This is a genomic window from Streptomyces sp. TRD_SC_5 (assembly GCF_056836825.1).
In genome coordinates this window covers 126837-147648 of sequence record NZ_JBWZZS010000002.1, presented here as the reverse complement: position 1 = coordinate 147648, position 20812 = coordinate 126837, and the positions used below count along the sequence as shown (strand labels likewise).

Here is a 20812-nt window from a genome sequence, read left to right as displayed (position 1 = left end):
ACCTGATGGACGCGAAAGACAGACCCGGGGGCGGCTTCCACTGTCACCCAGTCTCAGGCGCCGGCCCGCTTGCACCACTGCGAGCCAGCCCAGCTCAATACCCCTGGCCCTCGGTCACAGTTGACCGCGGGCCCGCTGCGATTGCGACCACTTTCTTGCCTTCACACTGGATCCCACCACGGCGGCCCCGACGCTTCGGTACGCGTCGCGCTGAGCCCACCGCCGTGAGCTCACAAGGCACCGACTTGCCGACCCCTGCGGCTGCGCCCGCTCCCGGGATGGCGCCCCGGCCCATGACCGCGCACGAGATCTCCCTCGTGCGCGCCGGCCTGGCGGCGGTAGAACCACACGCAGCTGACCTGACGGTCTACTTCTACACGATCCTGTTCTCACGCTATCCACAGGTCAGAGCCCTCTTCCCGGACAATATGGATGGACAGAGGGACCGGCTGCTGCGCGGGCTGCTGCGCATTGTGGACCTCGTCGACGACCCGGAGGCCCTCGTGCGGTTCTGCACCTTTCTAGGGCGAGACCACCGGAAGTTCGGCGCCCTTGAAGCTCACTACCCTGCGGTCGGCGCCTGCCTCTTGGCGTCCCTTGCCCGTTATGCCGGCCCCGCATGGACTGCAGAGATCGAAGCCGCCTGGACACGTGCCTACGACGCAGCAGCCCGCGTCATGATCCTGGCCGCCGCCGACGACGCCCGCCTTCGCCCCGCCACATGGCAGGCCCAGATCATTCGCCACGAACACCGCGGCCACGGCATCGCCGAGCTCACCGTCCGGCCAGATGCCCCTTACCCCTATGCGGCGGGCCAGTACGTCAGTGTGAAGACGCCGTGGCAGGCGAAAGCCTGGCGCCACTACTCACCCGCGCACGCACCGCGAGCCGACTCCACGCTCACCTTCCACATCCGCGCCGTACCCAACGGACTCGTCAGCAACGCCCTGGTGCACCGCGCGGCCGTCGGCGACCTTGTGACCCTCGGACCGCCAGAGGGCGACATGACGCTGACCGCAGCCGGTGACCGCGACCTGGTGTGTGTTGCCGGAGGCACCGGTCTCGCACCGATCCGAGCGCTCCTGGAGGAAGCAGCCTTCAGCCACATGCGCCGCCGCTACGTCGACCTCTTCGTGGGAGCCCGCACCGCAGAAGAGCTCTACGGCTTGGACGACATGCTGAGGATGGCCGCGCGACACCACTGGCTCTCCGTACGGGCCACCGTCTCCCACCAGCGCATCCCGGGCCGGGAAGGCACCCTGCCGCAAGTGCTGGCCGAGTTCGGGCCCTGGGGCCAGCACGAGGCATTCCTGAGCGGCCCACCAGGCATGGTCGCCGCAGCCGCCCAGCTCTTTAGGCGAGGCGGAATACCGCAGTCGCGAATCCACCACGACCCGCTGAGCGACCCCTTCTTGAACGCATCCCTCACATCTTCTCGAAGACCGGAAAGCCAAGAGCCGTGACCCGCAATGATCACACCCCCTCCCGCTGACTCCTCCGCTGCGCACCGAGGCGTAGGCTCCTGAGGGACCGGACCTCGCGGCGGCGTCCGTCGTGCAACGGCCCGCCCGCATCGCCGAACCGTTGACCCCGTTGACCTTCGCACCGACAGCGCCCGTGGCGAACACCGGCTTCCCCGGAAAACCGGGCAGCGAACCCCATAGCGGTTGATCACCTTTCACAGCCCCGCAGGACCGACAGCACTCCAGCGAACAAGATCCGCTGATCTGCCGACCACGGATCTCGGACCGCAGGACTAGCCCCGCATTCTCCATGAACGGCTCCAGGGTCAGCGCGAGTACAGCGGCCTTTCCATTACCAATTGAGGTGGGGCAGCCGCACAGCCGGAGCCGAAGCTGGACAGGCAAGACAGCCACCCCAACGGTAGAGACGCACGCGCGGGGTCGCTGGACGCATTGGCGGGAGCTGACAAACCACTCTCCCGGGTGAGAGAGTGGCCCAATGCCCCGCACTCTGCATTCCGCTGACCATGAACAGGTGGCTCACGCTGCGTGCGCGGTGTCGGAGCTCCTTCAAATGCTCTGGGGGCGTGGGCAGGAAGCCGCACCTTCAGGTCCTGTTTCTCCTTCACAGCTACGCGCGCTCACGACACTGGAAGGGCAGAAGGGTGCCAACCTACGCGCGTTGGGCGAGGCACTCGGGACGCGGCCGTCGTCTGTCAGCCGTCTGTGCGACCGTCTGGAAGCGGCCGGGCTCGTCGAGCGATACCCAAGCACGACCAGCCGCAGAGAGATCGAGGTGCGCCTGAGTCGGCAAGGACGCGCTGTCCTTGCCGAGTTCCGGGCGTTCCGGGCGCGTGAGGTCGAGACGGTGCTGCAGGAAATGTCTCCGTCGCAATTGGCTGCACTCGCCGAAGGCCTGGAAGCCTTCCAAACGGCCGCCGCACACCTCGGCCTTGCCGGCGAGGCAAGTGGGCAAGAGCGCTCCGCGGACATCGCCTAGAACCTGCCACGTTCCCGTTGATGCGGCTTTCCGGCCCGCTCCCACCTCAGGCTCACCGCTGCCCTACGCCGAGACGGGCTACATCAAGACCCTCAACCGTTGCCCCACGCGCAATATTGTCACAAGACAATGATTGGGTCCAGGCCCGAGTGCTTGCCCGCGAGCGTGGCCAGCCGGCCACGTCGCCCCCGACCGCCCTCACTCCTTGGGGGGCAGCTGCGACCGGGCGGTGACGGCCTGTAATTAGGCGCGGAGGGGGCATGCGCGAGGAGCGGGGGCCTTCACGGCGTGGGTGGCCGCGGTGGCATTGACGGCGGGATGCTCATCAGGCGAGGGGGCGGGATGGGTGGCAACACCTCAGTGCAACGACACCAAAGAAGAGCACTCAGGCCCAACCGGCGCCCACGCCGCCAAAGCATGCGCCGGGCAAGGGTGACTTCGACAAGCGGGCCGACGACAAGGCCTGGGTCGTCGATGCAGAGTCCGCATCGCAGTACCTGTTGAACACGTGCGGATCTTTTGGAGGAAATCAGCAAGGGCGAGTACACGTCCCCCGCTCAACGGCTTATGGCGAACCAGACTCCGGTGGGTGACCGCCCGGCCGTCCTCAGGCGGGAATGCCGAAACCGTGCCCCAAGCAGTGGTCATTGGTGAAACGCTCGCTGGCCGGCGACTACGACACCTCCTACGTCGAGGGCGCGTGCGACGTAAGCGCCACCAGCCAATGGGTGTACGCCGACGTCCGAGGCCGCCCTGACCGCATCCAGAGACGACGATCGAGCGGCCAGTCCCGGCGGTGAAGGCATGGCAGTCCTGCACCGCGCACCGGCCCAGCCCCTGCCTTGGTCGGCGGGATTCGCACGAGGCGGTGACCAAGCATCACGCGCGTGTACAGCCCGCCTGCCCGGGTCCTCCGACAACCGGTATCGTTGCCGCCCAGCAACTGTTTCCGTGCTGACGGAATCACCCGCCGTGCCTGCGGCAAGCGGCTGAGTTCCCCGCTACTGATGATGGCCATGCGGGCCCAGCGGAGGCAGGATGGAGCGTGTGGTGACGCGCTGTGGTGACCGACACCTTCGCCATCCGCGCGCAGCCTGAGCTGGATGATGAGAGAAGAGATCATGACTGACCAGTCCAGCGGTTGGCTCGGCGCGGCCGAAAGCGCCCTGCGGGCGGCGCCGCCTACCCGTCTGTTGTCCACGGCGCGCTCCCTGCTCGCCACCTACCTGGACGCCCGCTGGGTGAGCCTGCTCCTCGCCGACTACGGCCTGACCGTGCTCCAGCCGGTGATCCTTCTGCCGCAAACGGGGGAAGCGGTACCCGTGCATGGCGAGCACCCGGCCGGCCGTGCCTTCTCGACGCAGGCCGCGGTCGTGGAGGTCGCTGCAGAGCCCGGCATGGTCACGGTGCACCTGCCCATTACCGTGCGCGGAGACCGGCTGGGCGTGCTGTCCGTGCATCTACCGGAGCCGGCCAAGGGCACTCCAGGAGTGCTGGAGCTGGCGGCCTTCGCCACGGCGATCGGACACGAACTGCTCGTCGCCGAGCGAGACACCGACCTGTACCTCCAGGGACGCAGACGCCGACGTCTGACCCTTGCGGCGGAAATGCAGTGGCAGCTCCTGCCCGGCCGAGGGTTCACCCAGGACGAGTACACCCTCGGCGCCCACCTCGAGCCCGCCTATGCGATCGGCGGGGACAATTTCGACTGGACCAGCACCGACGACCACCTCACCATCACGGTGTCCGACGGCAAAGGGACAGGAATCCAAGCAGCTCTCCTGACCAATCTCGCCGTCAGCGCACTGCGCAACGCGCGCAGGGCGGGGATCTCCCTCGCCGACCAGGCATCCCTCGCTGACCAGGCCATCTACGGCGAGTACGCAGGAGCGCTCTACTCGGCGACCCTTCTGCTGCGCTTCGATCTGGCTACGGGGCAGGTCCAGGTGGTGGACGCCGGCTCTCCACAGCTTTTCCGCCACCGGCAGGAGGTGGTGGAGCGAATCGAACTCGAGACCCAGATGCCGCTGGGCATGTTCGAAGAAACGGAATACCGCGAGCAGTCACTGACCATGGAACCGGGAGACCGCCTGGTCATCGTCAGCAGCGGCGTGCACCAGGCCCAGTCGCGGGACGGCAGCCTCTTTGGCGAGAACGCTCTGCGCGAGACCATTGCTGCCACGCGCAGCTCGTCGACGCACGAAACAGCACGCGCCGTGGTCGACGGATTGGTGCAGTACCACGGCAGTCACGAACTCTCGCACGACGCCGCCGTCGTGTGCATGGACTGGCACGGCAGGCCGACCCCCGCGTGACCAGCACTCTGCTGCCCTGACGGACCGGGCCGGCTAATCCCGCGCCTGGTCGGTTTCGGCGAGCTGAGCGGCCTTCGAGAAGGCCAGCAGTCCGGTCAGGAGGTCCGCTCGTTCGGCCGACGGCATTCTGCTGAGCACCTCGCCAAACCGTGCGTATCGGCGGGCGAGTAGAGCATCGATCAGTTCGTGCCCCGCCGCAGTCAGGACCAGTCCGATCTCGCGCCGACTCGTGCGGCCGGGCTCGCGGCGCAACAGGCCGGCTGCTTCGAGGCGATCGCACAGCCTGCTGACAGCAGGGGGAGTGGCACCGACTTCATCGGCCAGCCGCGTGAGGTTGATACCCGGCTTGCGCCACGTGATCAGCAGTGCTTCCCACTGGAGCGCCGACAGCCGGGGCGATGCGGCGCGAGATGCCTGTGTCCATGCGGCCACTACATCTTCTGCGGCCTCAGCCACCTGGACTGACTGGGCGTGCAGTGGGCCCTCTGGTGGTCCCGCGAGGTCCATACGGCCGTCACTCCCATGAACAGTTGTGCACCCCTGCAGGAGGCTGACGCTCTCGCGGCACGCATTGGGCGAATCCAATACTCGTCGTCTGCCCGCTGTGCCGAAAGTATCCCTGCCCAAGCGTCATACTTGCTGGAATGTCGCAACTGGGGCGAGACGGTTGAGCTGACTGGCCCCGCATCTGAGGTCGTGTGCCACCTTGTGCCCCGGTGCCCGCGACGCATGCACTGCGTTGTCATGCCGGAATAGCGCCCGTTGCCGCTCTGCAGTACCCGCTTACTCCGTCGAGTCGTCATGAGTCCGGGCCATCACTGCGGTGATCGTTTTTCCGGAGCCAGGGCCGGCTGTGATGGTCACGCTGTCGGTCAGGCGGCGGACCATGTGCCAGCCGAAGCCTCCGCTGCCGCCGTTGAGGTCGGGGGTGACCTCGCGTGGGGGAGTGGGACTGGGGTCGCTGACTGCGGCGCTCACCGTGTCGGGGCTGGCGGAAAGTTCGAGGGTGTAGCGGCCGCCGCCGTGGCGCAGGGCGTTGGTGACGAGTTCGGACACCACCAGGACGAGTGTGTCTGCCACGTCCGCGGTCGGTGCGGGGCTAAGGCTGTCGGTGAATGCGCGGGTGATGTCGCGGCCGCGATGGACGTCGGCCGTGCTGTCGCCCATCGTCCGGTGCGAGGCAACCGTGTTGGTGATTTTTGTGTCGTTCATGCACGTACACCCCACCTAGATCGGTTGTGCCGTTTTGCAGAATGGGTAGCGTGCCCGCTCAATCGGCTTCCACACGGGGGCGACAGAATCCCGGCGTCTCCAGCGGGAGGAAAACTGCCATGACGGTAGTAGACATTGCCGTTTGGTGGGGTAGGGTTTTGCTCGTAGCCAGGACAGCGGAGTGAGGCGCGGCAGAGACGAACTGCCGCGCATGCAGGTTCAAGCGAGTTGTGGCACGGCAGCGGAACCTCAGGGCCGGATGCGCCAGGGTCCTGAGATTGGCTGCCGGGCCGGCGGCCCAAAGGGGCCGCGAGCAGTCCCGCGGTTCCAGCAGTACGACAGATTGATCGCAAGGAAAAGGAGGCAGACACCATCAGGATCGCCCGGGCGAGGAAGAGTCCGCTCGGGTACCGAAGGCCCCCGAAAGGAAGGTGGTCCCCGGTCACACAACAGCGATCCCCGCACCGCGCCCAACCCCCTGGGCGGAGATGCGGAAACAAGAAACCGGCACAGAAGTAGCCGGTAGATGGTGTTGACCCCGGGGCCCTGGTGCCATCCAGCACCAGGGCCCCTCGTGTGTTCAGACCAAACGCGGCCTGGGGTATGTCCTCGCGGTGGCCTGTTCGGCCGAAGTCACCGCCAAGTCGGGCAAGTTCCGCGCCGACCAACTGGCGGCGAAGGTACCGAAACGGGGCCTGACAGAAGCTGTCGGCAGGCGCGGGAGCCAAGGGTAACCGCTTCTACGACTGGGCCCTCATCGAGCTGGGCGAGCCCGGCCCCGGCCACCGGCAGCTGCTGATCCGCCGCAACCGCACCACCGGCGAACTCGCCTACTGCTGCTGCCACTTCACCTCACGGGTCCCGCTCACCACCCTGGTCAGGGTTGCCGGATCACGGTGGCGGGTGGAGGAGACATTCCAGACCGAGAAGGGGCTGGCCCACCTGGGCGAGCACCAACTCCGCTGCTGCCCCCTGGGGCCACTGGGTCACCCTCGCCATACTCGCCCACGCCTTCCTCGCCGTCGTCCGCGCCGACGAACACACCCGCCCGGCCTCCGGTGATCTCATCCCGCTGACCTGCAAAGAGATCCAGCATCTGTTCATCGCACTCGTCGTCCAGCCGCTGTCCAACCTGGCCCACCGCCTCAGATGGTCGGAGTGGAGACGACGCCATCAAGCCCGATCACGCACCAGTCACTACCGGCGACACGCCGCAACTCAGATGTGACTGAGTGCCTCACCTGGCGGCACGTCGAGTGAAGCACTCAGCTGCAGGGGCCGGTTACAGGCCGAGGGCTTGGGCAGCGAGCGCGGTGCCTCGCACGCGGGCCTCGATCTTGGCGAAGGCGAGGTCGCGCGAGGTGGAGTCGTCGTCGGCGTACGGGGCGAAGCCGGCGTCGTCGCAGGTACCGAGCTGGTCGACGGGGATATAGCGGGCGGCGAGCAGGACTCGGTCGCGCACCTCTTCGGGGGGCTCGACCGTGGTGTCGATCGGGTCGGTGACGCCGACGAACACGCGGATGCCGGGGGGCAGCTGGTCGGCGGCGACCTTCAGAACGCGCTCGGGGTCCGGCTCACTGGCCAGCTGAAGGTAGAAGTTGCCGACCTTGAGCCGGAACAGCCTCGGCAGCAGACCTGCGTAGTCGACGTCCAGGCTGTGGGTGGAGTCGTGGTCCGCTCCCGGGCAGGTGTGCACGCCGAGACGGGCCCGCTCCTTCTCGCTGAACCGGTCCAGAACCTCGTTGTTGAGGGCGATGAAGTCGTCGAGGACACCGCCGGACGGGTCCAGCTTCAGCGACAGCCTCCCCTCGGTGAAGTCCAGCTGCACACAGTGGGCGCCCGCAGTGAGACAGGCTCGGATCTCGGCCTCGGCCTCGTTGGCGAGATCCCGCAGGAACGCCTCGCGAGAGTAGCCGTCGATGGGCCCGCTCGGATACAGCAGGCTCAGAGCGGAGGGCGCGACCACGGCCTGCTTGATCGGGCGATCGGTGTGGTTCTGGGCGGCGCGGAGGTAGGTGTCCGCGCGGACCTGGTAGCGGAAGGGACCTGAGGTCAGGCGGGGCAGCTGCCGGGTGTGGCCGTCCACGTAGGGGATGACGACGCCATCGGGATCGAGGGTCGTGAGCCCCTGGAGGGGGTAGGTGATGGAGCTGGGCTTGGCCTGGTCACCGTCGACCAGGACCGCGCAGCCCAACTGCTCCAGCCTGGCCAGTGTGTCGGCGACGGCCTGCTCCTGGACTTTCGCCAGCTCCGCATCGGTCAGCCGTTCTTCGGCGTGCTCGACGAGCGCCTGCAGCAGGGAATGCGGACGGGGAAGGCTGCCGATCGGCTCGGTGGGGATGCTCATGATCCGCACCATAGAGGCCCCCGCACGCGCCCCGACCCAGCCGGAAACTCGCTCAGGAGAGTCGGTCCATCACTCCGAAGCGGCTCACCGGCGCAATCGCCGCAGGCAGTGTTCCTGTACCTGAGGACCTTGAACCTGCCGGAGCTTCCGGTCCAATGAGGCGGCACACCCGGCAGAGGTTCACTCGATCGAGCCTCTCGGTAGAGGGCCGCACAGTGATAGCCATTTAGGTACCGCAGGCCGTGTCGGCGGCTGACCCCGCCACCGCCCCTGGGCCAGGCCATCCTCTGTTCTTTCGCAGGCAGCTCTGGCCTGCGAAAGAACAAGAGATGATCTTGACCGTCTCAGTGGCCGGTGAGCATGCCAGTCCGGAGGTTGGTCAGGATGCGGCTGAGCAGCCGGGAGACTTGCATTTGGGAGATGCCAAGTGCGCTGCCGATCTGCGCCTGAGTCATCTCGCGGCCGAAGCGCATCTCCACAATCCTTCGCTCCCGGTCCTCAAGGCGGTTGAGCAGGTGAGCCAGGGCATGCAAATCCTCCACGATTTCCATCGCGGCGTCGGTTTCCCCCAGCGTGTCCGCCAAGGTGCGGGCCCCTTCGCCGAGATCGTTGGGCATGTCGAGCGAGCCGGCGGTGTATCCGTTGGAGGCCACCAGGCCCTCAATGACCTCTTCCTCACCCAGTTCGAGCCGCTCAGCGAGCTCCTTGACGGTGGCGGCGCGGTCAAGGGTGGCAGCAAGGTCTTCCTTGGCCCTCGCGAGATCCCCCCGCAGTTCCTGCAGTCGCCGCGGCACGTGAACAGCCCAGCTGGTGTCACGGAAGAACCGCTTGATCTCGCCGACGATGTAGGGAACGGCGAAGGTGGCGAACTCGACCTCTCGGGACAGGTCGAAGCGGTCGATGGCCTTGATCAGCCCGATCGTACCGACCTGGACGATGTCCTCGATCTCGCCGCTGCCCCGATTGCGGAACCGGCGCGCCGCGAACTTCACCAGTGACAGGTTCATCTCGATGAGAGTGTTACGCGCGTACTGATACTCGCGCGTGCCTTCTTCGAGGACCTGCAGCCGGTCGAAAAACAACTTCGACACAGCCCGTGCATCCTTCGGGGCGACGTTTCCCGCATCCTCGATCCAAGGCAGATCGCCCCTCCGGGCCGGGTCGCAGGCGGGTGCCGCGGTGGCGCCCCCCCTCGTCGCACCGTTTCTGGCAGAGGTGGCCGTCATGTCTATTCCTTCTCACCGTGCGCCACCTGGGATGGCGCGTGCGTCCTCCGCCTACCGGAGCACGGGCATGCCGAGGTCATGAAATGATCATTTGCTCCACGTCTGCGCCACTGCCCGTCGGGATCCGCAGCCGCCAGTAGATGCGTGGCGGCCATCTGCCCGGGTGGCACGGGATGAAGGCGTTCTGCGCGGATGGTGCAGGCCCCACTGTTGATCCACAGCTCGCTTTCCGGTCGCATGATCCTCAGGGCCGCTGACCGCCGAGTCTTCATGTCGTGCCCCGGCTCCACGTTGCAAGAAATCGCGGGAAGCCCAGCAAGAGTTGCTCGCCGGACCTCTCAAAACTGCCTGAACGTGTGTAGGGTAGCAACTGTTGCTCGGTGGAAACTTGGGGACCCCGTTAAGTCGTCCGTTCGGGAGCTGTGCCCGCGAAGTGCCGCCAGCCGCGTTCTCCCACGACCATTGGGTCGCCGGAGTATTTCAATTTCCCTGGGGGAAGTTCGTGGGCCAATCTGTCATGGGCATGTCGTCTCGGCGTGCACGGATCCGCGCAAGACGACTATTCACTACAACCGTTGCCGCACTGGCGGTAACGGCCGGAGCGCTGCCGGCGGCAGCTGCTCCAGTCGAGAGGCCGACTCAGTCGTCCTCGGTATGGGGCAAGGACGACCCCAAGCTCTCGGTGCCGCCGGTCAAGACCGGCGCTACGAAACCACCGCCCACGAAGAGCGAGGCCGCGCCGTCGCAGGCCGAGGCGCAGTGGCGCGCTGCCCAGAAGGAGCGCGCCCATTCCTCGTCCTCACAAAAAGCCCGTACCAGCAAGTCCGGTGACGCGTCGTCGAGCGCACTGTCGGCCGACGCCGGTGTCACCATGTACGTCCCGGAGGGCCAGGGTTCGGTGCCCTGGCACCAGATATCGAATTTCCGCATTACCGACTCCCTGGTCGCCCGGGTGAACTATTCCAACGGCAACCTGATGCTGGCCGGTACCGACTTCGACGTCGCCGGCGTCGGCCAGACGCTCCAACTGGCGCGTACCTACAGCTCCTTCGACGCTCCCTGGGGCAAGGTCTCGCAGCGCTGGTGGCAGGGCTACGAGCGCTACCTGCAGGTCTTCACCTCGGAAGTGGTCCTGTACGACGCGACCGGCGACGCGGTCCGCTTCACTCAGAACGCCGACGGCACCTTCAAGTCGCCGACGGGTTACTCGAAGGACCTGAAGAAGAACGCGGACGGCACGTACACCCTGACCACACGTAAGTCCGGATCGAAGGACACGTACAACGCCGGCGGCACTCTCACCAAGGTGACCGACCGCAACAACGGCTCCATCACGGTTACCCAGCACGACGAGACCGGCGAGCACAAGGGATTCAAGCTGACCGAGACCCGCTCGGGCCGCTGGGTGGACCTGGTCAAGACCAACGCGTCGCAGTGGCAGGCGAAGGACCACACCGGCCGCACCGCCGTCTTCGACCTGAACGCGTCCGGGGGCCTGGCCAGGACCACTGACACAGAGGGCAAAGCCACGGAGTTCGGCTACGACTCCTCAAGCAGACTGACGAAGATCACCACCCCGGATGGGCGGGTCACGGTCTTCACCTACGACGCTGAGAACCGCGTCACTTCGATGCTGCGGGCGACTGCCTTCAACGGCGCGCACACCGGCCCCACCTACACCTACTCCTACTCGGCCACCGCCTCCTCCACAGCAGGAACGACGACGGTGACCGACCCCGAGCAGCACGCGACGAAGTACGAGCACGACGACAAGGGGAAGGTCTCCAAGGTCACCGACGCCCTGGGCCATTCGCGGTCGCGGACGTACGACGCCAACAACAACCTGCAGACGGCGACCGACGCGATGGGCGTCGGCACTACCACCCCCGGCAACGTGACGACCTACGGGTGGGACGCCCGCAACAACCCGACGTCGGCGAAGCTGCCGACCGGCGCCAGCGCCGTGGCCAGTTACCAGACGGTCGCAGGCTCCGACCTGCCGGGCTCGATGACCTCCCCCGACGGCGAGAAGACCGACTACACATACGATGCAGCAGGCAACACCGCATCGGTCGCTGTCACTGGCACCGGCGGCGGGACGCAGTCCTTTACGTACAACAACGCCGCCCCCACGTGCGGCGGCTTCGAAGGCCAGCGGTGCACGGTCAAGGACGCCCGCGGGAAGGTCACGTCGTTCACCTACGACGCCCAGGGCAACCTCACCAAGGTCACCCCGCCGGCGCCGCTCGGTGTCACCACGTACACCTACGACGGTCTCGGCCGGCCGGCGACGGCCAAGGACGGCCGCGGAGTGACGACGCTCTACACCTACGACAACCGTGACCGCATCACCAAGGTCGACACCAGCGGGTACGCGGCCGTCACCTACTCCTACGACGGCGACGGGAACCTCAAGCAGCGTTCTGACGGTACGGGAGCCACGGACTACGAGTTCGACCCGCTGTCCCGTGAAACGGTGCGCACCCTGCAGAACGGGTCGCAGACTCGTCTGACTTACACGGCCGCGGGCAACGTCGACACCTACCAGGATCCGGCTGGCACCACGGACTACACCTGGGACGCAGCCAACCGGCTGAGCGAGTTCAAGGACCCCACAGCAAAGGTCACCACCTACACCTACAACAACAACGACCTCCGTACCAAGACCACCTACCCCGGTGGCACGGTGCAGGAAGTCACGCCGGACAAGGCCGGGCGCCCCACCGCCATCAAGGCGACCTCGCCCAAGGGCACTCTGACCAACCTGTCGTACACCTACGGATACGACCACGACGCCAACGCGACCACGGCGGACAAGGACGGATCGAAAATCCGCACCCGTACCGACACGGCAGCCGGGCTCAAGCAGGCGTACTCCTATGACAGTGCCGGGCGTATGACACTGGCCAAGGAAACCGCAGGAACCACGCTGAAGACGACGTGGGTGTACTGCTTCGACCCGGCCGGAAACCTCACCTCGCAGGCCGACACCGGCACCTGCCCCGGCTCCGGCTCGACGTTCACCTACAACGACGCCTCCCAGCTGACGGCGAAGAACGGCGTGACCACCGGTTGGTCCTACGACCGGGCAGGCAACGAGACCGCAGGGGCCTCGACCACGGCTCAGGCCCGTACGGCCGAGCAGTGGTCGGACTACTCCCAGCTCACCTCGCTGACCGTAGGCGGCAAGACGTATGCCGGGCAGTACGGCTCGACGGACCAAAGTGAGCGGATCAAGCTGGGCGACACGTTCTTCCACAACGGGCCGCTCGGCCTGTCGGCGAAGTCGACGGCCGGTGTGGACATGGGATTCAACCGGGAACCCGGGGGCACGCTGAATTCCATGACGACAGGGGGCAAGAGCTACTACTACCTCACCGACGCGCTGGGCTCCGTCATCGCGCTCGCTGACGAAGCCGGCACCAAGGTCAGCTCGTACTCCTACAGTCCCCGCGGCGTCACCCGCGCTGCGACGTCCGAAACCGTGTCCCAGCCCTACCAGTTCGCTGGCGGCTACCAGGACCCGACCGGGCTCTACCACTTCGAGGCCCGCTACTACGATCCCAACATCGGCCGCTTCAACTCACCCGACCCCAGTGGCCAGGAGAAGAACCCCTACCTCTACGCCGAGGGCGACCCCGTCAACCGCATCGACCCCGAGGGACTGGACGCTCTCAGTGGCATCGGCGATGCGCTCGGCCCGGTCGGCGATGCCATAACTGGTGTCGCACACCTGGCCGAAGGTGACACCCAGGCACTGTGGGGAGACGTCGCCGGTGTTGTAGTGGGTGGCCTTGCAGGCATCGGCTGTGGAGCAGCGGTAGCCGCAGCGGCCCCCGCAACGCTCGGCACATCACTGGGAGCGACGGCCGGATGCTACGCCATCTCGTGGAGTGCGAGCCAAATAGCATCTAACGCGGTCGGAGGCTGACAACTAGAGTGGGGCCGGGTGCATTTTCAACTTACGCCCGGCCCCACCGGCTTTCCCTCAAACAAAGGAACGACTTCATGCCCCGAATCGGCTGGTCCATAGAGCAACGCGCTTCAGTGAAGCGGCACATGTTTTTCGCGGGTCTTTTCACCGTTGCTGGCATCGTGTTCTCAATTTTCCTCATTGCTTCAGGGAACAGTGGAGGGTGGGTCGTACTCGGCATGGTCGCCTGCATCTCACTTGCGACCTACCTTTTTGTAGGAAATATCAAGAAGCAACAACCCTGACCCAGGCACTGATCCCCGCATTCAAGGCGCCGATGGAGGCTGGAGCACCCGCCCGCCAGCCGTAGGGGACGCGGTGGTGAAACGGTTCCCCTCCCAGACCTGGGGCCGATCTACACTGAGCTCTCCCAACGCTGGGAGATCGCCGGGCGCCTCGTGCCCGGAAGGCTCGACGAGGAATGCCCCACCTCGCCCGCCGCTACCCCTGATACTCAGGTGCGCGAGTCGGCTACAACCGCTCCCGCACCGTCCCCGTAGGGGAGGCACGCCTGTCAGCGTGTCCCTCAGTCGCATTTGGGTTAGACCTGGCTGATCAGGCAGCCCCTTCACACGTCCACCGGTGCACACCCTCATGAGCTGCAGGTATGCCGGGCTGCCGCGGCTATCCGGAATCATGTGCTCCTTTCGAATGCAGGGGTAGAGGCTGTCCATGACTTTGGCTCGCGGCTTGCCCGACTCCGCCACTGGGTGGTGGTTCTTCCTCGGTGTGACTGCCCTGTACTTGCTCTCCCGCTGGTTCCTGGCCTGGCGTCAGGCGCGCCGTGACGGAGTGAACGATCCGGTGCGTGCCGCGTTCGCAGATGAGGAGCCCGATGAGGCGAACGCGGCGTTGCTTACGGGTGGGTTCCGCTCCTACCGGCAGTTTTTCGGGGTCGTCGGTGCCGCGGTGGTGGTCATTGTGGTTGCCACCTTGACGGAGGGCCGCCTTCGCCTGGTGCTGATGTGCACGATTGTCCCGGTGCTCGTCATGGCATTGGCGTACCTGGACTTCCGTCAGGCGCAGGCCGCCCGTGCGACGGCTGGCCCCTAAGCGGAGCCCTGGCCGGCCTTCGCCGGGGCGGGGGTGCGGACCATGGAAGCGGGTCCGCATTCCAGCGTCGGGGGCAGCCGCTGGCTCACATCCCACTCTGCCACCGTTCGTGGGAAAGGGGTTCTTTCGCGCGCCGCATGACAGGGAGCGCATAACGCTGACAGGCACCTGGAGCTGGCCGCCCTGCCAGCGTGTGGCCACGCTTCACTCCGCCATGCCCGTGCCCCGAAGTTCACCAGCACCGTTGAGTTGGGTGAACGTGCAAACCCACGGGTTGGGGATTGCACGCTCCGGGGCCCCGAATAACCGCGCTTTGGGCTCGGGGCCCCATCCATGGCCGACCAGTGGGCCCGGTGGTGCGTGCGTCGTAAACGACCGACAGTTCTCCGATGCGCAGGCCGTCAAGGCGGCTCCCTTTCCGTCCTCTACGGCCCAACAGGCCTCGCCCGCTGCGGATCGCACAGTCCGGTTCGAGCGTGGATGTCGCGCACCGGCCGTGTGCACAGCGTCGGCTGTCAGGCGAGTTCGGTGCGGCCGAACAGTGGCGCGTAGCCGGGTGGGAGTTGGATGAGGATGCGGCGCAGCAGGTCCTGGTCGGTGAGGTCGGCCAGGGTGCTGAGGACCGCGCTGGCGTCCCAGCGGGCGGTCTGGGGTGTGGCGCCTTCGATGAGCAGGGCGACGGCTTCGACGAAGTCTGGTGGGCTGAGCGGTGTGGTGGCCGGCCGCGGGTCAAGGAGCAATGGCTGGCACGGGGCGGGGAGTTGGTCGGCCAGTTCCTTGCGTTCAGCACCCACCAGGTGGGCGCCCAGGGCGGTCATGACCGCGCGGGTGGCCCGTTCAGCTTCCCGTGCGGTGGTGTACCGGCCACGGTCCTGGACCTGGGCCAGGTAGTCGTCCCATGCGATTCCCACGGTGGGCCTCCTTCACGACGTGCGGCGTGCGCTTGTTCTGGGGCGCGCGTGCCCGGGATCGGTCGCCTTAGCCCCGGGACGTGGTCATCATTGGGGCCCGGGGTGGGGAAACTACCCGTTTGCCAGGGGCCTTCGCGGTCAGCGCCGACGCGACAGCCACACGACTAGCCCCGCCAGGAACCAGAACTGGCCGTACGGCGTCGGGCTTCGCGCTGGTGCTCACCGCTGAGGAGATCACGCGGCCAACCTTGATCGGCAGTGCCTCAGGAGGTACGGGATGACGACGGGGCGGACGTAACCTGATGCCGTGCTAGCGCCGGTGAGCTCATGCCGGAGCGGCGGCGGATCCAGGAGCAGCGCGCCCTTATGCTCAGAGGTGGGCGACCGCGTGGAAATGAATGTCGTAGGGGGCAGCAGGCCGCGGCGGAGCACTGGCGACGGCGGGCGTTGCATCCGCGACTACGTCTGCTCGTCACCCGGGGCCCATGCATGGATCCGTATCGGTGATGAACTGCCGGGTGGTGCTCGGGCTCAGCGCCTGGGCCTGCAGGTGGGCGTACATCATGCTGTAGAGCTGCACGTCGGTTGGCTTCTCCAGGTACAGGTCACTGGTGTACCTCTCCAGGTACACCACGCCTGCTTCCGGGGCGTCGGCGAACTGGAGGATGGAGAACTGGCCCGTCAAACCGGGGTGGGCTCCCACGCTGTAGGGGAGTACTTGCACGGTGATGTGGGGCTGGGCAGCGAGGTGGCTCAGGTGCTCCAGTTGTTCGCGCATGATGTCGGGGCTGCCGACGATCCTGTGCAACGCTGATTCGTCCAGCACGAACCACAGGCGCCCGGGCCGGGCCGGGTGGTTGATCCGGTGCTGGCGGCGCATCCGCACCTCAAGGCGCGCGGCGGCCTGCTTGGCAGTGAGACGGGGAATCGTTTCCTTGATGATCGCGCGGGCATAGGCGGCTGTCTGCAGCAAGCCGGGGACCACCAGGGGGTCGTAGGAGTGAATCGCGGTGGCCTCCGTCTCCAGGCCGACGTAGGCGCTGTACGGAAGATCCCCATAGGCGTTCCACCAGCCCTGCCGGTTCGACTCGCTGGCCATCTCCATGAGTGAGTCGACGACCTGTTGATCTGTGACGTTGTAGAGAGCGCAGAGGTCGCGCACATCGCGGGGGCTGATGGCACGGCGCCCAGTCTCGATGTGACTGATCTTGGGCTGGGAGATCAATAGGTGTGCCGCCACCTGCCCACCCGTCAGGCCGCTGGCCAGTCGGAGCCGGCGCAGCTCCGCTCCGACTCGGCGTCTCCTGATGGTGGGGTTTCCGTTCGCCGCCACGGGCGCTGTACCTCCGGCTCCAAGTCAGTACTCAAGCCAAAACGTTGCCATGGAGCAAAGGTTGTCGATCACGCGCCATGCCGCCGTGTTCGTTGGCAGCTACAACGGATTGTGACCCTGTAATTTGCCCCGGAGATGCCCGCTGCCACCGGACCTGTCCGGTGGCCGTTTTAGCCAAGTGCCTGCTTAAGGTTTGCCCGACTGCCGCCACAATTTGCCGAGGTTGCGATCACCGGCAGTTCCCAAGGACTGTGCGACATCCCTTGAGTTCCCTTGTACTTTGCTGAGAACGATCACGGGGTCTAGCTGCGGATCTCCGTGCTCGGGAGGGCTGGGACTGGAGGCGTTCGCGGAGGTCGATCTCCTCGGGGGTGTCCTTGGGCCGGGGATCCGGACGGACCTGGGCCGGAGCGCCAGGCCGTGGTTTGCTGTGATGTCTCGGCCTCGGCGAGCGTCCCTCGATGAGCAGCTGCTTCGCGATCTCTGGGGTGGGAAGGCCCCTTGTTCTTCAACGCGATGGCGAAGGTCGGCATGGCGTCGTCGATGACCTTCGGTCGTCTGTCGCAGTGACCGGTCCTTCGAGGGGTTTTTCCTGGGTGTAGTGGGGTGCCCCTGTTTGGGTCCTGTTGCTGCGCGGTCGGAAACGTCTGCCTGGCCTCGGCTGTGTGATCGTCCGCTCCCGGGCCATTCCCCCCGGAGCCGAGTGGGAGATCGTCAGGCTGCGGTCCTCAGCGTCCTTCTCTGCTGACGGGTGTAGCCGGGCTGGATGAGAGTGGGATTCGGTGTGGCGTGGGAGCGCTAGCATCAAGGCGCCGCTGATGTCCGATTGAGAAGGCGATCCCACGCGATGGCTACTGACGCTTACCTGTTCCTTCTTCCTGACCGGCATCCTCGGCTGGGGGCAGCGCTGGCTGCCGTCGGGGTTCTGGAGTGCGCGGAAACACCCGCCGTGCACGGCTGGCTGCAGGCCCACGGCGTGTCGGCCTCCTCGGAGCAGGTCCGGATCCTTCCCGCCGAGGCGGAGGCGTTCATCCCCGAGGACGCGGAGCGCCTGCCCGTGCCGTTGGGCGAGGAGGAGGCGCTGCGGGTCCAGCAGGAGTGCGCTCCTCAGTCGGTCACGGACATGGAGAGCGAACTCTTGGAATTCCGGGACACGACCCAGAACTGGGAAGCTCTCGTGCACCGGGCCCTGACCGCGGGGGTTCCCGCGCCGCGCATCGTCCAGTTGACCGGCCTGGACCCCCAGGACATCGGCCGTCTCACCGTCTGACCTCGCCCGCGACGCCGCCTGGACATCACGACATGCTGCACCTACGGGGGACTTGATGGGCGCTTTGCCGAAGAGCGGGGGCGGTGTGCGATGAGCGTGGTCGACCGGTCGGTGTTCGAGCGGGTAGCCAAAGGCTCCTGGCCGGGCGCGGAACCCGTACTGTCACGGCTGAGTACCAGCGCCAACCACGGGCTGCTGTGGTTCGGCATCGCCGCCGGCATGTGGGTCCTTGGCGGCGTACGCAGCCGGCGTGCGGCGGTACGCGGGGCGGCGTCGCTGGCGCTGGCGTCGGTCGCCGTCAACACGCTGGGCAAGAGAGCGGTCCGGCGCGAGCGCCCGGTGCTGGGCACGGTGCCGGTGATACGGCATCTGCCCCGCCAGGCGATCACCGCGTCCTTTCCTTCCGGGCACGCCGCCTCGGCAGCGGCCTTCACCGCCGGTGTGGCGCTGGAATCACCGGGCGTGGCCGCGGCGCTCCTGCCGGTGGCGGCATCCGTCGCCTTCTCCCGCATCTACACCGGCGTGCACTATCCCCGTGACGTCCTGGTCGGCGCCGCGCTCGGTGTGGGGGCGGCCTTCGCGGTGCGGGGTCTGGTGCCCTCGCGCTCTCAGATGCCGGCGCCCGCCCGGCCGCGCGTCGATGCGCCGGCGCTGCCCGACGGGCAGGGGCTGATCGTGGTCGTCAACCCCTCCTCCGGCGCGCAGCCGCAGTTCATGGATCCGGTACGGCAACTGAAGACGGCGCTTCCCCGGGCCGAAGTCATCTTGTATGAACAAGAAGCGGCGCTGCTGCCGCAAGTACTGGCAGATGCGGCCGGTGAAGCGGCTGCCCGCGGAGGCGTACTGGGAGTGTGCGGCGGGGACGGCACGATCAACGCGGCCGTGGGGCCTGCACTGAAGTACGAGGTACCACTGTTGGTGCTGCCGGGTGGAACGTTCAACCACTTTGCCGCAGACCTGGGCGTGGAGACGATTGCTGATGCCTGCGCCGCGCTGGCTGTGGGCACTGCCGTGCGAGCAGATGTCGGCCGCGTCAAGACGCTGCGTCAGCGGGATGGGAGTCTGGCGAGCGGTGCGGAGCCTGCGTACTTCCTCAACACCTTCAGCCTGGGCGTCTACCCGGAGCTGGTGCGCTTGAGGGAACGCTGGTCGCCACGCATTGGTGGCCCGCCCGCCACGCTGCTGGGCGTCGGACACATTCTGCGCACCGCCCGCCCGCTGCGCGCTGCGGTGAACGGTAAACGGCACTCGATGTGGCTGCTGTTCGCCGGCAACGGCGCCTACCGCAGCATGGGCGTGGCCCCGGTGCGTCGCCACGACCTGGCCGACGGGCTGCTCGACGTGCGCATCGCCCACGGCGGACACTTCGCCCGCACTCGGCTCCTCGCCACCGCCCTGGTCGGGGGCTTCGCCAAAACCCGCCTGTACGCAGCGGCACGCCCCACACGGCTACTGATCTCTGATCTGCCTCAGGACGCCCACATGGCCTTTGACGGCGAAGTCGTCCCCGCCCCATCGGCCTTGTTGCTGGACAAGCTGACGGAGGCGTTGACCGTCTACCGGCCCGTTGGCGAGTGACTGTCGGGGTCGCTCTTCCGTTGGCCGGGCGGAGTGACGAGAGAGCGCTGCGTTGATCTGCGCGGGGTGAGGTGTCTCGAGGCCCTGGGTGTGGCCGAAGCCGAAGCGGCTCCTACAGCTCGGCAGTTGCCAAGCGCTCGAGAAGGCTCGCCCTGCCGCATCGCATGCACGGCCCGCCGCTAGCCAGCAGCGGTCGGTCGCTTGGTGAAGCGGTGCCACCAGTGCTGGCGCCGGGGGTGCACAGCGCGGCCCAGTCGGCGTCCGATCAGCAGGTAGCCCAGCAAGGCGCCCGTCGTGTTGAGTACGACGTCGTCGATGTCGAAGGCCCGCCCGGTGATGAGGGCGCCCTGGACCAACTCGACCAGCATCATCACCAACGCCGTGACCGCTATGACGCGAATGAGCCCCCGGGCGCGGGGTGCGAGCACCGGCAGCAGCATGCCGAATGGCATGCCGAGAACGATATTGCCACCGAGCTGCTTGACGGTGTCACGGAATGCGGGTTGCGCGAGATAGTCGCGGATGGAATCACCCGGGCGCAGATTGCTGTGGGTCAACGGCTCGGAGGCAACCGACGGCTCCAACGTCAGCCGGGCCAGCAGCACGGCAAAGACCACTGTCCCCGCGAAAGCGAGCAGCATAGCCACCGCACGCCCCCATCTGGAGAGCGGTGGCGTGACGGGAATGCTCTTTCTCTCTGATTTCTCCGTGGTCTTGTCGTGCAGGACTGTCCGTACCATCACGCGCCCCCAGTCAGGGTTGGTCTGCTTGCGACTTCCGTTACCCCCATCGAGGGGCGGTACGCGGTTCGCGGCGGATCACGCAGGGACCGTTCGAGTTGCCCTCCGGGCCCGGTGCCTCAGGCTGCATCTTCCATGCCGGTGTCTCCGTCGGTAGGTGACGGTGCTGGTTGCGGCACCTGGACACCTGTCGTTGCTTTGTCGAAGGCCCTACAGAGGGCCCAGACCGCGACCAGCGCACCGGTCAGCAGCCACGGCACGTACCACAGGGAGGCGAGCCACGCGGGGCGGAAGAACACCTGCACGTTGCTGGCCACCATAGCGAGGCCGAGCATCCAGCACAGGGCAGTCCCTGTAACTGAGGCAGCAGCGTGCCACGTTGTGCGCGTCA

Annotated in this window: 16 protein-coding genes and 1 pseudogene; 9 read left to right on the top strand and 8 right to left on the bottom strand. The window is 66.7% G+C overall.

All coding sequences use genetic code 11. The features are described from left to right. Nucleotides 1-293 precede the first annotated feature (293 nt). From AC1P0E_RS32765 to AC1P0E_RS32755, 3 genes are all read left to right on the top strand, one after another. Entirely contained in the window at nt 294-1463 is a 1170-nt protein-coding gene (locus AC1P0E_RS32765) for a globin domain-containing protein (protein ID WP_482746106.1), read from the top strand. A gap of 499 nt (nt 1464-1962) precedes the next feature. Continuing rightward, complete coding sequence (locus tag AC1P0E_RS32760) at nt 1963-2463, top strand: MarR family winged helix-turn-helix transcriptional regulator (RefSeq protein WP_482746105.1); 501 nt, start codon at nt 1963-1965, stop codon at nt 2461-2463. A gap of 1121 nt (nt 2464-3584) precedes the next feature. Then, the gene (locus AC1P0E_RS32755) at nt 3585-4778 is read left to right on the top strand and encodes a PP2C family protein-serine/threonine phosphatase (protein ID WP_482746104.1); all 1194 of its coding nucleotides are present in this window, start codon (nt 3585-3587) and stop codon (nt 4776-4778) included. A 33-nt stretch (nt 4779-4811) separates the two neighbouring features. Here AC1P0E_RS32755 and AC1P0E_RS32750 read toward each other — a convergent pair whose 3' ends face one another. Further along, the gene (locus tag AC1P0E_RS32750; protein ID WP_482746103.1) at nt 4812-5210 is read right to left on the bottom strand and encodes a MarR family transcriptional regulator; all 399 of its coding nucleotides are present in this window, start codon (nt 5208-5210) and stop codon (nt 4812-4814) included. Between the two features lie 351 nt (nt 5211-5561). After that, nucleotides 5562-5990, bottom strand: a complete 429-nt coding sequence (locus AC1P0E_RS32745) for an ATP-binding protein (protein ID WP_482746102.1) — start codon at nt 5988-5990, stop codon at nt 5562-5564. 587 nt (nt 5991-6577) lie between these two features. Here AC1P0E_RS32745 and AC1P0E_RS32740 point away from each other — a divergent pair. Then, nucleotides 6578-7218: pseudogene (locus AC1P0E_RS32740) on the top strand (IS701 family transposase); the annotation flags it as partial. 54 nt (nt 7219-7272) lie between these two features. Here the strand turns inward: AC1P0E_RS32740 and AC1P0E_RS32735 are convergent. Together AC1P0E_RS32735 and AC1P0E_RS32730 are read right to left on the bottom strand one after the other, a co-directional pair. Then, on the bottom strand, nt 7273-8337 hold the full coding sequence (locus AC1P0E_RS32735; RefSeq protein WP_482746101.1) for a cobalamin-independent methionine synthase II family protein: 1065 nt from the start codon (nt 8335-8337) through the stop codon (nt 7273-7275). Between the two features lie 344 nt (nt 8338-8681). After that, nucleotides 8682-9563: an RNA polymerase sigma factor SigF gene (locus AC1P0E_RS32730; RefSeq protein ID WP_482746100.1), complete on the bottom strand. Its 882-nt coding sequence runs from the start codon at nt 9561-9563 to the stop codon at nt 8682-8684. Between the two features lie 682 nt (nt 9564-10245). Here AC1P0E_RS32730 and AC1P0E_RS32725 point away from each other — a divergent pair. From AC1P0E_RS32725 to AC1P0E_RS32715, 3 genes are all read left to right on the top strand, one after another. After that, the gene (locus AC1P0E_RS32725) at nt 10246-13494 is read left to right on the top strand and encodes an RHS repeat-associated core domain-containing protein (RefSeq protein ID WP_482746099.1); all 3249 of its coding nucleotides are present in this window, start codon (nt 10246-10248) and stop codon (nt 13492-13494) included. 77 nt (nt 13495-13571) lie between these two features. After that, nucleotides 13572-13781 (top strand): hypothetical protein, encoded by a 210-nt coding sequence (locus AC1P0E_RS32720; RefSeq protein WP_482746098.1) that lies wholly within the window; start codon nt 13572-13574, stop codon nt 13779-13781. A gap of 445 nt (nt 13782-14226) precedes the next feature. Beyond that, complete coding sequence (locus AC1P0E_RS32715) at nt 14227-14589, top strand: hypothetical protein (RefSeq protein WP_482746097.1); 363 nt, start codon at nt 14227-14229, stop codon at nt 14587-14589. 515 nt (nt 14590-15104) lie between these two features. On the opposite strand, the gene AC1P0E_RS32710 is transcribed toward AC1P0E_RS32715, so the two are convergent. Both AC1P0E_RS32710 and AC1P0E_RS32705 read right to left on the bottom strand, forming a co-directional pair. Then, nucleotides 15105-15500 carry a DUF2267 domain-containing protein gene (locus AC1P0E_RS32710; RefSeq protein ID WP_482746096.1) on the bottom strand — a complete coding sequence of 132 codons (396 nt, stop codon included), beginning with the start codon at nt 15498-15500 and terminating at the stop codon, nt 15105-15107. A 472-nt stretch (nt 15501-15972) separates the two neighbouring features. Further along, entirely contained in the window at nt 15973-16833 is an 861-nt protein-coding gene (locus AC1P0E_RS32705) for a helix-turn-helix domain-containing protein (RefSeq protein WP_482746095.1), read from the bottom strand. Nucleotides 16834-17680: 847 nt separating this feature from the next. Here AC1P0E_RS32705 and AC1P0E_RS32700 point away from each other — a divergent pair. Both AC1P0E_RS32700 and AC1P0E_RS32695 read left to right on the top strand, forming a co-directional pair. Next, nucleotides 17681-18103: a DUF6003 family protein gene (locus AC1P0E_RS32700; protein ID WP_482746094.1), complete on the top strand. Its 423-nt coding sequence runs from the start codon at nt 17681-17683 to the stop codon at nt 18101-18103. Between the two features lie 90 nt (nt 18104-18193). Beyond that, the gene (locus AC1P0E_RS32695; protein ID WP_482746093.1) at nt 18194-19681 is read left to right on the top strand and encodes a diacylglycerol kinase family protein; all 1488 of its coding nucleotides are present in this window, start codon (nt 18194-18196) and stop codon (nt 19679-19681) included. A 179-nt stretch (nt 19682-19860) separates the two neighbouring features. On the opposite strand, the gene AC1P0E_RS32690 is transcribed toward AC1P0E_RS32695, so the two are convergent. Then, the gene (locus AC1P0E_RS32690; RefSeq protein ID WP_482746092.1) at nt 19861-20421 is read right to left on the bottom strand and encodes a VanZ family protein; all 561 of its coding nucleotides are present in this window, start codon (nt 20419-20421) and stop codon (nt 19861-19863) included. Nucleotides 20422-20540: 119 nt separating this feature from the next. After that, nucleotides 20541-20756, bottom strand: a complete 216-nt coding sequence (locus tag AC1P0E_RS32685; protein WP_482746091.1) for a hypothetical protein — start codon at nt 20754-20756, stop codon at nt 20541-20543. Nucleotides 20757-20812 lie beyond the last annotated feature (56 nt).